12 protein-coding genes are annotated in these 16,219 nt (G+C 38.9%); 2 read left to right on the forward strand and 10 right to left on the reverse strand.

Annotation, left to right across the window (positions count from 1 at the left end):
• Window positions 1-6: 6 nt before the first annotated feature.
• The 6 genes from ACPBEH_RS06420 to ACPBEH_RS06445 all read right to left on the reverse strand — a co-directional run bounded on the left by ACPBEH_RS06420 (window position 7) and on the right by ACPBEH_RS06445 (window position 9,260).
• Complete coding sequence (locus ACPBEH_RS06420) at window positions 7-351, reverse strand: hypothetical protein (protein WP_424348625.1); 345 nt, start codon at window positions 349-351, stop codon at window positions 7-9.
• Window positions 335-1,771: a helix-turn-helix domain-containing protein gene (locus ACPBEH_RS06425; RefSeq protein ID WP_424348626.1), complete on the reverse strand. Its 1,437-nt coding sequence runs from the start codon at window positions 1,769-1,771 to the stop codon at window positions 335-337. The genes ACPBEH_RS06420 and ACPBEH_RS06425 overlap by 17 nt, the downstream gene beginning before the upstream one ends.
• Before the next feature lie 24 nt (window positions 1,772-1,795).
• Window positions 1,796-6,904, reverse strand: a complete 5,109-nt coding sequence (locus ACPBEH_RS06430; protein WP_424348627.1) for a SpaA isopeptide-forming pilin-related protein — start codon at window positions 6,902-6,904, stop codon at window positions 1,796-1,798.
• A gap of 201 nt (window positions 6,905-7,105) precedes the next feature.
• On the reverse strand, window positions 7,106-7,531 hold the full coding sequence (locus ACPBEH_RS06435) for a MerR family transcriptional regulator (protein ID WP_424348628.1): 426 nt from the start codon (window positions 7,529-7,531) through the stop codon (window positions 7,106-7,108).
• Between the two features lie 21 nt (window positions 7,532-7,552).
• A complete protein-coding gene (locus ACPBEH_RS06440; protein WP_424348629.1) occupies window positions 7,553-8,413 on the reverse strand; it encodes an aldo/keto reductase in 861 nt (286 codons plus the stop codon).
• A 91-nt stretch (window positions 8,414-8,504) separates the two neighbouring features.
• Window positions 8,505-9,260 (reverse strand): helix-turn-helix transcriptional regulator, encoded by a 756-nt coding sequence (locus ACPBEH_RS06445; protein WP_424348630.1) that lies wholly within the window; start codon window positions 9,258-9,260, stop codon window positions 8,505-8,507.
• A 319-nt stretch (window positions 9,261-9,579) separates the two neighbouring features.
• Here ACPBEH_RS06445 and ACPBEH_RS06450 point away from each other — a divergent pair, with 319 nt between their 5' ends.
• Window positions 9,580-9,708, forward strand: a complete 129-nt coding sequence (locus ACPBEH_RS06450; protein WP_424348631.1) for a hypothetical protein — start codon at window positions 9,580-9,582, stop codon at window positions 9,706-9,708.
• A gap of 40 nt (window positions 9,709-9,748) precedes the next feature.
• The gene (locus ACPBEH_RS06455; RefSeq protein ID WP_407129278.1) at window positions 9,749-11,443 is read left to right on the forward strand and encodes an oleate hydratase; all 1,695 of its coding nucleotides are present in this window, start codon (window positions 9,749-9,751) and stop codon (window positions 11,441-11,443) included.
• Window positions 11,444-11,534: 91 nt separating this feature from the next.
• On the opposite strand, the gene ACPBEH_RS06460 is transcribed toward ACPBEH_RS06455, so the two are convergent.
• The 4 genes from ACPBEH_RS06460 to ACPBEH_RS06475 form a co-directional block, all read right to left on the reverse strand.
• Window positions 11,535-12,428 (reverse strand): IS3 family transposase, encoded by an 894-nt coding sequence (locus ACPBEH_RS06460; RefSeq protein WP_424350057.1) that lies wholly within the window; start codon window positions 12,426-12,428, stop codon window positions 11,535-11,537.
• Complete coding sequence (locus tag ACPBEH_RS06465; protein WP_424348575.1) at window positions 12,410-13,093, reverse strand: transposase; 684 nt, start codon at window positions 13,091-13,093, stop codon at window positions 12,410-12,412. Before ACPBEH_RS06465 ends, ACPBEH_RS06460 begins: the two co-directional genes overlap by 19 nt.
• 173 nt (window positions 13,094-13,266) lie before the next feature.
• Complete coding sequence (locus ACPBEH_RS06470) at window positions 13,267-13,872, reverse strand: helix-turn-helix domain-containing protein (protein WP_424348633.1); 606 nt, start codon at window positions 13,870-13,872, stop codon at window positions 13,267-13,269.
• Window positions 13,873-13,930: 58 nt separating this feature from the next.
• Entirely contained in the window at window positions 13,931-16,024 is a 2,094-nt protein-coding gene (locus ACPBEH_RS06475) for a cation:proton antiporter (protein WP_424348634.1), read from the reverse strand.
• Between the last annotated feature and the right edge of the window lie 195 nt (window positions 16,025-16,219).

The following is a 16,219-nucleotide window of genomic DNA, read 5'->3' on the forward strand; positions in this document are numbered from 1 at the left end:
TCCTTTCTATTTGTGCTTTTCTCCGAATAAAATAGTTTCCGCCAGGCGGCTAAATAAGCGCCCTAATTCACTATCTTGCTGTTCACCACTTGGTTTAACAGACTCTTCTATTTTCATAATATTACTCTCCATCAGTTCAGTTGTGTTTCTGAATACTGCTTGGCGACGATGTTGGTCAATCCGGTGATTGTGTTTCGTCAGTTGGATAATTGAGTCATCTTGCGATTCAACTTGATCTGCTAAGCGGTGTTCCGTTAATTGGCGTTTTTCCTTAGCCCAAAATAAGTAAGGTTTAGTTGCCTGCGCCACAATTAACGCTAGTAGTAGAAAACTCTTAATGAGTCGTTTCATCTAAAACCAATTCCTTTTTTATCTTCACAATCAAATCGCCGAAGTCGCCCCAATCATCCGTACTTGGGGGGTTCTTCCAGATAATCTGATCAATTTTTAAAACTTCTTGGGCAAAATCAGATACATATAACTGTGTTCTCTGGGTCACGTTTTCTTCCAACACGATATTTAAATTCTTAAAACCCATAATCTGTTTTTCAATGTAATGTGTATAGGCTTCGCCATTACTGAAATCAACACAAACATAAATCGATGGATTCAACATTTGATAAGGGACACTCTCAATAATCGCAAATAGATAACTGTAAAAAAGGCTGACTTGTAGGCGCGGGTTGATCATTGCCTGAGCCATAAAAGCCTCTAAATGATTTGAAACGACTGCACTGCCAGTTGGATAACTCTCTTCAAAAAATCTAATTTGACGCTTAGACGTAAACGTACTTGCCTCTACGTAAAAGAGCGCAAATCGTAAGTTAGTGGTCAGCAACTGGTGGTACAAACTCTTCTCAACTGTTATCGGTAGTGCCAATTCGGTCATAATGGTTGCACAGATTGCTTTTGTGCCATCCTCGATTGGCTTAACTTGTTGAACAACTGACCGCCCGAGATAACAGGTCGTCATATTCTCAGCATATAGAAAGGTTAATAACCAATCTCGCTCTTGAATATCGACGATTTCATCTTTACGGCCATTGATGATTTGACTGATTGAAAAAGCATCATTTTGTTCATCAATCGTTGTAAACGTAGTTGCATCAAGCGCGCAACCTTTTTTTAGTCGCTGAATTAAAACCCCCAGAAAAAGATTGAGTTTAATTGTTTTAATCAGCGATAGTTTAAGGGGATAGTACCGCATGATTTGCTGCTTAAGTTGTTCAATCTGTGCTTCGATTGCCTCTGAAAAAGGCTGCCCTAACCCATTGTAAAAATCATAATAGATGGTATAGAGCAGATTCCTAATCGCCAGTTCGCTCCCCCGAAGTGCATTGTTTCGATACTCAATGTGATACTCTTTCAAAATCTTAGAGAGTTGTTTCTTCAGTAGATAGACATATGACTTACTTAGGAAATTTTGCTTGGCAAGCGCCTCTACCCCTAGCCCATCTGTCAATGCATTTTGCAATAATAGATAGATACCAGACTTCTGCAAGTAAGCTAGCCGCGCTTTCTTCACAATCATTGTCGTGAGGGATTGGACAGCAACTTCATTATTATCAAGCAACTGGACCGCATTTGTAATCTGCAACGTTTGGAGATCGTTATTTAATTCACCTAAATACTTCTTAACCTTAAATTTCGATAGACCCGCAAATTCGCATACTGATTCTACAGAAAGGTAGTTTTTCTTATTAAGCTCTAGGTACTGTAGGATATAGTATTTATACCGGTCATCTTCAGTTAATAGGTAATTAAAATTCATAGCTAACCCCATCCGTTTGTATTTTTATTGCTCGTGTTTTTTCTTATTAATTTGCCAATAAGCCAAACTAACAACCATGATTAATTCTAAGCCTAGATAAAGTAAGCCATTATTCATGTCTGCACCAGTTTGTGGTAATTTAGTGCCTGGTTTAGCAGGTTTAGTTGGCGTTGTTGGTTTAACCGGCTTGGTTGGTGTTGTAGGTGTTACTGGTTTAGTTGGTGTTGTTGGCTTTTCAGGATCTGTTGGCACCGTTGGTTTTTCTGGTTGGCGCACATTATATTTGATTAATGTCAGACTATCCTGATTCTTAGTGATTGTAAAGTGCAATGGTGAATTATCTAATTGATAACCATTTGGCGCTTTAGTTTCAACCAATTGATATTGACCAACTTTCAAGTCAGTTAATAAAAGGACCCCTGACTTATCAGTTGTTAAACCACTTTGTAACACTTTACCTTGTTGATTGCGTAATTCAAAAACCGCACCTGCTAATAATTGGTTTGTTGATTGCTCACGTTTTTCAAGGCGTACTTCGTGTTGTTTTTGTTTGTTTTCTTTATTGACTTGGACCGCTTGTTTTTGTGCTTTAACCGTAAATTGAACCGGTGTTTCATCTAGCACATAACCAGTTGGGGCCTTGGTTTCAATAAATGAATATTGACCAGGTTCAAGGTTTGTAACGATAATTTGACCATTTTGGTCTGATTTCAAGTTTTCTTTAACCACTTTTTGATTGGCATCGACAATCTTGAAGATGGCACCAGCAAGTGCAGCACCTGTTTGATCGTCTTTCTTCGTTAAGATGACGCTGCCTGGAATTGCTTTGTCGGCTTTTGTCACTTTAACAGCTGTCTTTTGATTCTTTGTAATGGTGAACTTAACAGCTGTTTTATCAAGTTGATAGCCAGCTGGTGCTTTGGTTTCAACGAATTGATAATCACCTGGTTCTAAATCTTTAACAGCGATTTGACCAGTTGCGTCCGTTGTTAAATTGCTTTGTAACACTTTACCATTTTGATCTTGGAGTTCAAAAATCGCACCTTGTAATGTCGCACCATTTTTATTGTTAATCTTGGTTAAAATAACACTGCCTGGTGTTAATCGATCAGCCTTTGTGACTTTAATCGCTGAAGTTTGACCTTTTTTAATCGTAAATTTAACTGGTTTTTGATCTAATTCATAGCCTGTTGGTGCTTTGGTTTCAACAAATTGATAAGCGCCAGGTTCTAAGTCTTTGACCACAACTTGACCGGTGACATCGGTTGTTAAACCACTTTGTAATACTTTACCGTCTTGGTCTTGGAGTTCAAAGATTGCCCCTTGTAATGTGGCACCTGATTTATTATCAGTCTTCGTTAAGAGGACACTGCCTGGTGTTAATTGATCAGCTTTTGCGACCTTAACAGCAGTCGTTTGACCTTTTTTAATCGTAAATTTAACTGGTTTTTGATCTAGATCGTAGCCAGTTGGTGCTTTGGTTTCAACAAATTGATAATCACCAGGTTCTAAGTCTTTGACCACGACTTGGCCGGTGATATCGGTTGTTAAACCACTTTGTAATACTTTACCGTTTTGATCTTGGAGTTCAAAGATTGCCCCTTGTAGCGTAATCCCTGATTTATTATCGGCCTTCGTTAAAATCACACTTCCAGCTGTTAATTTATCTGTTTTAGTAACTTGAGCAGCTGATGTTTGTCCTTTTATAACCGTTACTTTGACAGGTGTTTTATCAAGGTCATAGCCTGTTGGGGCTTTAGTTTCAACAAATTGATAATCACCGGGTTCTAAGTTTTTGACCACAATTTGACCGGTTGCATCGGTTGTTAAACCGCTTTGAAGTACTTTGCCAGTTTGATCTTGGAGTTCAAAGACCGCACCTTGTAGTGTTTCACCTGTTTTGTTATCTGCTTTGGTTAAGATAACACTGCCTGGTGTTAATTGATCTGTTTTAGTAACTTGAGAAGCAGCAGTTTGGCCTTTTTTAATAACCACTTTAACTGGTGTTTTATCAAGGTCATAGCCTGTTGGGGCTTTGGTTTCAACAAATTGATAAGTCCCTGGTTTAAGATTATTAACCGCTAACTTACCTGAGGCATCTGTTGTTAAACCTGTTTTAAGTGTCTTACCATTTTGATCTTGAAGTTCAAATACGGCGCCTTGTAATGTGGCCCCTGATTTATCATCTGTTTTCGTTAAAATGACACTGCCTGGTGTTTGGGTGTTAACCATATCAATTAAAACAGCTGATTTTTGACCCTTTGTAATCGTAAATGATTTTGGTGTTTTATTTAAGTCGTAACCGGCTGGTGCTTTGGTTTCCACAAAGTAATATTTACCTGGTTTCAAATCATTAACGGCTAACTTACCTGAAGCGTCTGTCGTTAAACCTGATTTAAGCACTTTGCCTGATGCGTCTTGAATTTCGAAAACAGCACCTTGTAATGTAGTCCCATCTTCGGCATCTTTTTTCGTTAAAACAACACTGCCTGGTGTTAACTTGTTGGTCATATCAACGGGTGTTGCTGTCGTTTGACCCTTTGTAATTGTAAATTCTTTTGCTGTTTTATCTAAGTCGTAACCTGCTGGTGCCTTGGTTTCAACAAAGTAATACTTGCCTGGTTTCAAATCATTAACGGCCAACTTACCTGAGGCATCCGTCGTTAGGCCTGATTTAAGCACTTTACCTGATGCATCTTGAATTTCGAAAACAGCGCCTTGTAATGTGGAACCATCCTCAGCATCTTTTTTCGTTAAAACAACACTACCTGGTGTTAACTTGTTGGTCATATCAACGGGTGTTGCTGTTGTTTGACCCTTTGTAATCTCAAATTCTTTTGGTGTTTTATTTAAGTCGTAACCTGCTGGTGCTTTGGTTTCGACAAAGTAATACTTGCCTGGCTTCAAATCATTAACGGCTAATTTACCTGATGCATCTGTCGTTAAGCCTGATTTAATGACTGCTCCTGAAGCATCTTGAATTTCAAAAACAGCACCTTGCAATGTTGTACCATCTTCGGCATCCTTCTTCGTTAAAACAACACTGCCTGGTGTTAATTTGTTGGTCATATCAATTTTAATCGCTGTTTTTTGATTCTTCTTAATTGTGAATCCCTGTGGTGCTGTATCTAGGTTATAACCTGCTGGTGCTTTGGTTTCAACCAATTGATAATCACCAGGATCCAAATCAGTCACTTCTAATTTACCTGAAGCGTCCGTTGTTAATCCTGATTTAAGCACTTTACCTGAAGCATCTTGTAATTCGAAAACAGCACCTTGTAACACAGCCCCATTGTCAGCATCTGTTTTCGTTAAGATAACACTGCCTGGCGTTAATTTATTGGTTACCTCAACAGGTGTTGCTGTTGCCTGACCCTTTTTAATTTCGAAGTCATGATGTGTTTTACTGATGTCGTAACCTGTTGGTGCTTTGGTTTCAACAAAGTAATATTTCCCGGGTGTTAAATCTTTCACTTCTAATTGTCCTGAAGCATTAGTGGTTAAACTACTTTGAAGTAATTTACCTGAAGCATCCCGTAATTCGAAAACAGCACCTTGTAGCACAGAGCCGTCTTTACTATCTTTCTTCGTTAAAACAACACTGCCTGGTGTTAACTGGTTAACCATTGAAATATTGACGGTTTTATCTGTCCCATCAATTTTAAAAGGCTTAGGTGTCGTATCAATATCGTAACCATCTGGTGCCTTAGTTTCGACAAATTGATAAGTGCCATATGGTAAATCTTTAACTGTAATCTGTCCGTTACTATCAGTTGTTAAATCTTTTTGTAAGACTTTGCCTGTACTATCTTGTAGTTCAAAGACTGCACCGCTCAAATAATTTTGATCTTTGTCAGTCTTCGTTAAAACAACATCTCCCAAAATTTGTTTATCAACTTTGGAAACGGTGACTGCACCCTTTTGATTATCTATAATTTCAAAGTCAACTGGTGTGCTATCTAATTCATAACCTGTTGGTGCTTGTGTTTCAATTAGTTGGTATTTTCCATTTGATAAACCTTCGACACGTAACTTCCCGTTAGCGTCTGTCACGACATCCGCTTTAATCACCTTGTTAGGGGTTTCATCTACTTTAACAAGCTTGAAATGTGCACCCGCCAACACTTTAGCCGCATTAGCGGCATCAGTTTTGGTTAATTCAACTGCTTGGTTACTCCCACTACCGTTACCATTACCACCTGTATGCGGCGTATTAACAGTGATATTTTCAGTTGTGATGTTATCCCCAGTTAACTGAGCACTATTTGAATAAGTTTCTGAAGCACCGTTATCAGTTGCACGTGTATCATAATTAATAAGCACTGTACCATTTAAATCACCAAAATTAATGGTAAAGCCACTTGTCCCGTTTTCACTAACTAAACTATCAGGCACTGGTGCATCGTGCGTATAGTTGTCGCCAGTTGTATAAGTCACATATTCAGCTTTGACACTGCCTGAAACAAGTTCTTGGTTCGCGCCCACAGTATCTGTAAAGACCGCATTTTTAATATCTGCTTTCTTATAATTAACTCGTGCTGTCCAATGGATTAATGATGGATCTTGGGCATCAACGTCTCCCCATTTATACAAACCTTCATTTGTATCTGGACCTTCGTCTTCACCAATATGGACAGTTGAGCCATTTGAACCCCAATCTAATGGGATATCTGTATTGACTGTAATTTCGTTTTGATCCCATTTTGTCGTAATATCAAAGGAACCCTTTTTATTATTAGGATGTGTTTCATAGAAATCAGTAAATGTCACTGTCACAGTTCCTGTCGCTTGACTAACTGTAGCATGTCCAATTGCATTTCCTGCACTATCCTTAATATCAAACGAAATATCTCTGGCAACTGTTAATTGCTTGGGTAACGTTACCGTCATTATATCCCCAGCTTTAATCGGTGTCCCATCTGGAATCGCAAATTCGTAATGTGCTTTTGTTTCATCATATTGCCCTACACTTGTAGTAGGGTTACCATCTTCATCCAGTAGTTCACCTTTTGTAATAAAGCTACTGCCATAATCTGCGCTAGCATTAACCGGATTAACGTTGGCGACAGCACTACTAATTAGACTTGCTAGCAAAATAAATATCGTAAAAATATTTTGTACCTTGCTCCTCATAACGATTTCCTCCATTTATTATTTGTGACTACGATATTTATTATAAGCCGCAATAGTTAATAATAGTGTGCAGTTTTGCACAAATTTTCCAAATTTTTTTCAAAAAGCAAAAATTTTTAAAAATTAGCTTGTTCACAACTATCTCTTTCTTTATTAAAAAGCACAAAAAAGAGGCTCCCACTTAAGGGCGCCTCTTTTTAACTACTTATTCTGATGAGCGCGTTCGTATTCCGTATCACAATCCGCTGTAAAAATGGCCTCTGTCCCGGCCTCACTTGCTTTAGTGTAATACCACTCTTTATGATCTAGTTTTGTCAATTCTGCTTGCAGTGATTCAATCTCACTGGCCAACATTTGTCGCCGTTGTTGAATCAACGTCAAGCGTTGGTCCAATGTTTCATCGCCCGCGGTTCGCCAATCGATATATTGCTTAATGTCTTTCAACTGCATGCCCGTTTTTTTCAAGCATTCAATATCACATAGACAATCCAAGTCTGCTTGCCGGAATTCACGCCGACCAGCGGGGCTGCGTTTAATAAACGGTAGCAGTCCTTGTTCTTCATAATACCGTAGTGTCGGAATGCTTAAATCATACTGTTGAGCGACTTCGCCAATTGATAATGCCATATTAACCTTCCTTGCGCTTGATTAAAAATCAACCTCATCTGGCACCATGCATTGACCGCCTAAGTTTTCCAAAGCACTAATTTGGATCATTTCGGCATCTGTTAGTTCAAAATCAAAGATGTCAGTATTTTGCGCCATACGTTCTTGATGGGTTGACTTAGGTAATGGTAACACACCTTGTTGAATCCCCCAACGAAGACAAACTTGCGCTGCTGTTTTACCATGTTTCGTCGCAATTGCCGCAATCGTTTCATTAGAAAGAGCACTTGCTTCACCAAGTGGTGCCCAAGCTTCAACTAAAATGTCATGCGCTTGATTATAACGCACAGCTTCTGCTTGTGGCCAGCCTGGATGCACTTCAATTTGATCAACCATTGGTTTGATTACAGCAGTCTTCATGAGTTCATCTAAATGATGGGGCATAAAGTTAGAAACACCAATTGCACGAATTTTGCCTTCATTATATAGATCTTCCATCGCCCGCCAAGTTTCAGCGTTTAATTCGGCCGCTTTAGCTCCAAATTGTTTGGTATTTGCTGGCCAATGAATCAAATATAAATCTAAATAATCAACACCTAATGTCGCAATTGTTTTCGCAAATGCAGCCTTAGTAGCGTCATAGCCACGTTCCGTATTCCATAACTTACTTGTCACAAAGATGTCTTCACGAGCAATATCACTTTCTTTCAAAGCATCCCCGACACCTTGTTCGTTACCATAAACGGCAGCTGTATCGATATGGCGATAGCCAACTGATAAAGCTTCTAAGACCGCTTTTTTCGTTTCTTCGTTAGGTGTTTGGTATGTGCCATAACCTAATCCTGGAATTGTAACACCGTTGCTTAAGGTCATAGGGGCCGTTAAGGCAGATAATTTTTGCATTTAAAAGTCTCCTTTTTCTAATCGATAAGACTACTTTACAACCTCAAGCTAACTTGAGGTCAAGCATTTTTACCCGTTAAATTTAAATTAACTACCGTTTAGTAATGATCTCTTGTTTCTTCCGAAGACTATTTTGAATTAATGCTTGATAAGTCTTTTGGTGTTGCTTCAAATACGCTTTAAAATACGCCTTCTTAGCACTCGTTAACCGTGGTTGATCAGCAATCAATTCACCTGCTAGATTAACTTGAACACTACCTTGATACTTTAGTTTGGCATCATTTGACTTCGAAAAGACGACGGTAATATACTGACTATCTAAAACATCAACAACGTGTCCATTTTGTCGCGTGATAATATTCACCTTACGTTCTTCCAATGGAATTGGATTATAACCAGTTGGTAGGATATAAGTGTAATAGGTCGTATCCCCCGTCTTAAGTTCATACGCACTATTGTTGGCATATGGACTGGTATCTTTATCAAGATGCCAGCCGTAATGCGTTAAATTCTCCCGATACCGTTGTTCCAATTGGTTTAAACGTCGGTTACTAATCACCAATCCTAATAAAATAACTGCAATCATCGTCAAGACGATTTTATAATACTTGTTCATGTGCATCCGTTTCGAAACTTCTTTGGTCATAACACTGTCCTCCCGTAATAATTTATCAAGAGAAATAGTAAATAAATCACTAATCGCCACAATCGTTTCTAAATCGGGGTAGTTTCGCCCAACTTCCCAGCTTGAGACTGTTGAACGTGATACATTCAACAGCTGGGCTAAGTATTCTTGGGTCCATTCTCGTTTCAATCTATTTTGTTTGATTTGGTGACCAATGTTCATACTATTCCTCCTGTCACTACGAGTATCATTTAATAACCATTGATTGCCTAGCTATTATCTCACACCCCGCTTCAATAAACGCGCGACATTCTCTAGCATCCTTATTTGGCGCTTTATTTTGACAAACCTTTCATTTCCCAGGAAATAATTAACAGCGACTTAACCTAAACTTAATTAGTCCCCTTTTCCCTTATTTAATAGGGCATTTGGCCTTATTAAATCCTTATCAGCATTTCTGTAAGGGTTTTACCTTTTTGTTTTTTTCAATTCGCAGTATAATATAGATATCCAAGGTAGTTAATGGAAGGGAGCGAATATCATGAAGAAATTCTTATTAGGCAGTTTTGTACTTGCAGGGATCACAGTCACCGGTGCTTGCTTAGTTGCTAAAAAAATGGAACTATTTAGAGATGATTCAGTTGATTACGAAAAGTTTGAAAGTCGTTAATTGCTAGTAATTTCTAAACTGAATCTAGGAGGTTTTTCATATGATCAAGAAAAAAGCAATCATGATTGGCGCTGGTCTTTCAAACATGGCCGCAGCAGTCTATTTAATTCAAGAAGGCGGTTGGTCTGGTGATGCTATTACATTCTACTCATTAGATGACCATGGTTCAAACGATGGTGCACCTGTTTCCGAAACAACCGATGAATACTGGAACAAGAATCATCCACTAGAAAATACTAAAGGTTACGTTGCCCGTGGTGGCCGGATGCTTAATTACCGGACTTACGTCGATTTAATGGATCTTTTAGGTCGGATTCCTTCAGCAACTGAACCTAATATGACAGCTGAAGAAGATACCCGTTCATTCGACGCGCAACACCGCACGTTCGACAAGGCCCGTTTATTGGAAGGTAGCAAAGGTATTTTGGATGCTGGTCACCTCGGCTTCAATAATAAAGATCGGTTATTAATGACCAAATTAATTATGATGCCCGACTCTGAAGAAGAAAAACTAGACAATGTTTCAATTGCCGAATACTTCAAGGATGATCCACATATGTTCCAAACTAACTTCTGGTACATGTGGGAAACAACCTTTGCTTTCAGAACACAAAGTTCCGCACAAGAATTACGCCGATATATGCACCAAATGATTTATGAATTCACACAGATTGAACACTTAGTCGGTGTTAACCGGACACGTTACAATCAATACGAAAGTATCATGTTACCTCTTATTAACTACTTAAAAGATCAAGGTTGCCGCATCATTCTCAACCGTCGAATCACTGATTTAGACTTTAAAGAGACTCAGATGACCGATGAAATCACGGTTACTGGTATGACGATGACCAATACTGAAACAGATGAAGTTGAACACATCACGGTTGATGACGATACTGCTGTTATCTTCACGAACGGTTCAATCACTGATTCTGCAACACTTGGTGATTACAACACACCAGCTCCTGAAAATATGGATTACGGTGCTGCTGCCGGTTTGTGGAAACAAATTGCTTCTAAATTCTACAACCTCGGTAATGCCGATAAATTCTTCGCTGACCGCAATGCCAGTGAATGGGTCAGCTTTACTTTAACGACTAAAAACCATATTTTATTAAACGAAATCGAACGCATTACCACTCAAATTCCAGGGAATGCCTTAAACTCATTCCTATCAACGAAACCAATCACACCACTTGGTCAAAAAGATGTTAATATGTCGATTGTTGTTCACCATCAACCTCACTTCACAACTCAAAAACCAAATGAAGCGGTTATCTGGGGTTACTTCCTCTATCCACGTCGGAGTGGTGAATTCGTGGACAAACCTTACATCGAAATGACTGGTAAGGAAATGTTACAAGAATTGATTGGTCAATTAGCTAAGGTCGATCCTGGCCCAATCAATATCCGCGAAAAGGAAGCTGAAATTATGGACAGTGTCATCAATAACATTCCTGTTTACATGCCATATGCTTCAGCACTCTTCAACAATCGTGCCAAAACAGATCGCCCAGAGGTCATCCCTGAACATTCAACCAACTTAGCCTTCACTGGTGAATTTGTTGAACAACCTTATCAGATGATTTTCACTGAACAAAGTGCCGTTCGTTCTGGCGAAATTGCAGCTTACCACTTTGCTGGGATTCCAATGGCAAAATTAGTCGACACACCACGTTACGATCGTGATATCAAAACATTGATGCGCGCTACTAAGAAAATGTTTGAATAATTATAAAAAGAGCCGTTCAGATTTTGAACCATACCCTGTCAAGTAGACAGATGATTTATAAAAAATGAATGTTTTTTTAAAGTCGTATATTCTATACGGCTTTTTTGTATACTTCGATTGGTGTTAACCCATTGTAAATTGGCATATATCGTTTATTCATATAATAATCAATATATGCGTAAATTCCATCTTTTAAATCGGATAGTGAGTTAAAAGTATGTCGATAGAAATATTCAGACTTCAAAATACCCCAAAAGCTTTCAATCGGCTGATTATCAAGGCAATGTCCCGCGCGGGACATGCTAACATTAATACCATAATGTTCTATCAATCGCTTATATTCAGTTGAGGTATATTGGAAACCTCGATCACTATGAATGATTGGTTTAACATCAGGGAATCTTTTAAAAGCTAATCGTATCGTGTTCATAACCAATTTATTGTCGTTGTGTTTGCTTATCTGATAGGCAACAATTCGTTTATCAAAACTATCTATTATGGCACTTATATAAGCTCGCTCACCGGTATCCCCGTAACTAAGATAGCTAATATCAGTAAACCACTTCTGATTTGGTTTATCCGCATTAAATTCACGACTTATAATATTCCCCGCTGTAAATAAAGACCTGCTACGTTGCCAGATTGGTCGTTTCCGTCTAATATCTGACACAAGTCCCATAATCTTCATTAAGCGTCTAACCGTTTTTATATTAATATCTATTTGATGTTCACGTCTTATTGCACATTTAATTCTAATTGCTCCAAATGTTTTATCTGACTGGTAAAAGCTTTCTTTAATGATTGCCGCTTGTGCTTGCCTGATTTCTTCAGCTTTAGACGGACCAGCCTTTAACCATTTGTAATAGCCACTCCGACTAACTTTTAGTGAAGCACATAGTGCTTTTATTGAATACCGTTTTTCTTGGTGGAGCTCAGATACTGTTGTATATCCCAGGTCATTTGTGGTTAACGAAAATAACCGAATCTTTGTCTGAGCTCCACTTCTTTTTTTGCGATATCTGCTTCCATTTCTAAATACTGATTCCTATTTTTTAGACGTACATTTTCTAGCTTCAAGCGTTCTAATTCAGTTAATTCTTGCTTTTTCTTGTGATGACCACGTCCATCTTTTAAGCCTTCGGCTCCTGAATTTTCATATTTTTTAAGCCAGTTATAGATTTGTTGATAAGATACCCCATACTTTTGAATTGCTGCTTGATAATCTCGACCTTTTTTTAAAGTATATTCAACTATCTCAATTCGTTCTGTAAATGACGTACTACGACCGCTTTTCATAGACGAAAGCCCCAATCTTTTTGGTTTCCATTGCTTTCGTTCATTATAAAGCCTTATCCATTTTCTCAATACTAATCGGTCACTAATATCATATTTTTGTATTGCTTCGCTGATTAATAATCCGTTTTTTACTACGTCTATAACTGCGTCGTGCTTAATTTGTGGGGGATAATTTCTAACTATCTTGTAGGGACGAATCCCGTTAACGCCCCATTTTTGGTATTTTCTAATCCAGTCACGTAGTGATGATTTGGCTACAGAAAAATCTTTGCTGACGGCTGAGATTGATGCTTGATTATTTAGTACAGCTTGAACTGCTTCGATTTTCTTTAAATATGAAATCCGTTTACTCACAAAAATACTCCTCTCTGGGTACACACTTTTTATAATTCAAGTGTCTACTTTGAGGGGAGTATATCATTTTAATCTGAACGGCTCTTTTTGTCATGACTTACTAAACCAAATATCCCATTAATGTTACTAACATACTACCAGTACGGTCGCAACTACGTATTGGAATCACCTGTTTAGTTATTCTTAGGACAATGTTGTCGAATCCATATGATAATTCCAGCAACAACACCTCCACTAATGATGCCAATCGCGCTCCATTGACTTGAGACAAGTGCTAATCCACCAATCAAAAGGACAATTAATATCCCAAATAAATACGACAGAATTGACTTTTGTGATGTTTCTTGAATTCCCAGCTGATGCTGGCGATTGCGAACCGTCAGCATCATATAGATGTTAGCAGCCTCAATCAGTAAAACCATCATCACTAAAAATGCATCCGTCTTTAACAATGGTAATTGATAACCACGGCCCATCAAGATCACTAAAATAAAGCCATCAATTAACAACGAACCCCAATAGAAGGGTTTCAACTTTTGCAATTCGATTTTACGTTGCATTGCTTCCGTCATACCGCTATCTTCTTTTAATAACACATCAAGTGAAATCTGATAATAATCGCTAATAGCAATTAGACAATTGATATCTGGATAACTCCGCTCGTGTTCCCAGTTCGCAATCGTTGCGCGTGAAACATGAAATTGCTGCGCGACTATTTCCTGGGTTAATCCCCGTTGTTCTCGTTGTTGCTTTAATCGTTCACCAAATTGCATACTCATCACCCTTTCCCATACTGTCACCATACCAGTGACCCTATTGAAAATAAAGCTCAGATTCTTAAGCCTCGATTAAAGCCATCTCTTCTGTTTCTTGGAATTGTTGTAGTTGTAATAACTGTGCTTGATTAATTTCGGTATACAACACACCGGCAATCGATTGGTTGATGTAACCAGCATTGATCCCTTGTTGCACGAAATCATACTCATGTTGGAATGCTTGAACGTATAAGATATCTGGCACTGTTGCCGCACTCTTTTGATAATCATGTTTGATGTGCGCACAGAAATGATTCATCGTACGACGAACCAGATAAACGAAATCATTATCGCTATGCTTTTGCTTCAAGCGATTTTCTAGAACCGTATCGAGATAATGATCAATCGTATCTGTCACTTCATTATTAAGTGCTAATAAATCATCCCGCATTACTTCGCGTTGTTTAATCTGTTCTGACAATTCAGGATTTTCGGCAATTCGCGCATCCCGGAAACGGCGTTGTTGTTTATGCGTAATCACGCGATGACTTGTATGCCACAATACTTCCTTTTTCCAATGCTTAATAGAATGTTTCATTCGCAAGGTAAAGTGATTACGTTTTGATTCAACCAGTACGCGTCGTAATATTTTGTCATAAATATTAACGATTTCTGGACTATAACGATTATTAACGTCCTCGCAATGAAGAAAGTTATCCACCACTTCCTTAGTCTCACTCAACAACGCATTATAATTAGCCGTCGACTGCGCGCGATCCACTGTTAATCGATTGCTCTTTTGTGATTGGAGCTGATCCGTTAGTGCTTCGCGAACGGCATGATCTTCAATTTGAGAACGCATTTGTAAAATAACGTAATCGACCATCTTATTGCGGATATGATCCAAATCGGCCATCGTATAAGCTTCCGTTTTTTGTGGCAACTTACGTGGCAGCACAATCGAACTGACCACCATACTGATTAAAATGACGAAAGTCGCGATCGCAATTAATTCGTCCCGATATGGAAAGGCATGCCCTGCAATCGTATTTGGCAATGAGAATGCCATCGCTAACGTCACTGTACCGTGAATCCCACTGACTGCGAATAAACGGGCAAAAAATGGCCGCTCATCACTTTTTCGATCACCAAAGAAAGCTGAAATTGAAGCACTATCCCCACGTAATGCCCAAACATAGCGCACAATCCACATGACAACGTAGATTAAAACACTGACCCCTAATAAGGCGGCAGCACCCTGCCAACCCATTTGCGTCACATTTCGAGCAACTTCTGGTAACGAAATCCCTAAAATTAAGAAAACAAAGTCATTGAGAATATCCGCTAGAATATTCCAAATTGTTCGTGAAGTGAGTTGAACGTTAGTTGATGTTAATCGCAAACGATCAGCTTCCCAGTTATGTTCAATCCCGGTTGCGACCACCGCTAAGATTCCGGAAACGCCAAAATGTTCTGCTAATAAGTAAATCGCAAATGGCGTCAATAAACTAATCGGAATCGTCGTTAATTCCGGATTTTTACCATGTCGATTCAAGTTAAAGCGAAGCATTACCAATAAGACCCCACCAATAATACCGACAACCACCCCACCAACAGCTACGAATAGGAAATGACCAATCCCTTCAACAACCGAGAACGTCCCTTTTGAGAGCACTGACAAAGCAAGGTCCAGCATCACTAACCCGGTCGCATCATTAAATAGCGATTCAAGTTCGAGTGCTTCACCGACACCCTTTGGCATATCATTGTTACCGGTCATTGATTTGACCGCGACTGCATCGGTTGGTGTGACGATTGCGGCCAGCGCAAGCGCCAATGGGAATGTCCATTGGGCCTCAATTTGCTTAGTCATAACGCCAACTACCGCTGCTGTAACAACGGCTAAGACAACCGAGAGTAGGAAAATCCCTCGGAATCTTTTACGAATATTGGCAAACGATTGCTTTTGCCCATCGATAAACATCAACGGTGCAATAATCAGTAACATGAAAAATTCAGGTTCCAACTGAAAGTTGTGGAACACTGGCATAAACGATAGGCCCCAGCCCATCGCAATTAATAAAAAGGCTTCTGGTATCCGTGGTACAAGTTGCTTGACCACGTTGACCACGATGACGCCGACTAACAGTAGCGCCACTAGGTAAAATTCATTCATCTTATAATCTCCAATAGCTAACAAATATTGATATATTATGCACTAAATTGTTGCTCTTTTCTACTATTATAACCTAAAACAAAAAACAGAGTAGTGTCCAATTGATTCGGACGCTACTCTGTTTTTGAAAGAGCCTAAAATAATCAGTTAATGACGCACTCTTTTTTAAACGTGCTTTCATTAACAACTTCTTCC

Source organism: Latilactobacillus parasakei, assembly GCF_049674265.1.
GTDB classification, from domain to species: Bacteria; Bacillota; Bacilli; order Lactobacillales; family Lactobacillaceae; genus Latilactobacillus; species Latilactobacillus sakei.

What these genes read in the sequence shown, in the direction of transcription:
- ACPBEH_RS06420 (WP_424348625.1), bottom strand. Translation starts at nt 351, where the DNA reads ATGAAACGACTCATTAAGAGTTTTCTACTACTAGCGTTAATTGTGGCG.
- ACPBEH_RS06425 (WP_424348626.1), bottom strand. Translation starts at nt 1,771, where the DNA reads ATGAATTTTAATTACCTATTAACTGAAGATGACCGGTATAAATACTAT.
- ACPBEH_RS06430 (WP_424348627.1), bottom strand. Translation starts at nt 6,904, where the DNA reads ATGAGGAGCAAGGTACAAAATATTTTTACGATATTTATTTTGCTAGCA.
- ACPBEH_RS06435 (WP_424348628.1), bottom strand. Translation starts at nt 7,531, where the DNA reads ATGGCATTATCAATTGGCGAAGTCGCTCAACAGTATGATTTAAGCATT.
- ACPBEH_RS06440 (WP_424348629.1), bottom strand. Translation starts at nt 8,413, where the DNA reads ATGCAAAAATTATCTGCCTTAACGGCCCCTATGACCTTAAGCAACGGT.
- ACPBEH_RS06445 (WP_424348630.1), bottom strand. Translation starts at nt 9,260, where the DNA reads ATGAACATTGGTCACCAAATCAAACAAAATAGATTGAAACGAGAATGG.
- ACPBEH_RS06450 (WP_424348631.1), top strand. Translation starts at nt 9,580, where the DNA reads ATGAAGAAATTCTTATTAGGCAGTTTTGTACTTGCAGGGATCACAGTC.
- ACPBEH_RS06455 (WP_407129278.1), top strand. Translation starts at nt 9,749, where the DNA reads ATGATCAAGAAAAAAGCAATCATGATTGGCGCTGGTCTTTCAAACATG.
- ACPBEH_RS06470 (WP_424348633.1), bottom strand. Translation starts at nt 13,872, where the DNA reads ATGAGTATGCAATTTGGTGAACGATTAAAGCAACAACGAGAACAACGG.
- ACPBEH_RS06475 (WP_424348634.1), bottom strand. Translation starts at nt 16,024, where the DNA reads ATGAATGAATTTTACCTAGTGGCGCTACTGTTAGTCGGCGTCATCGTG.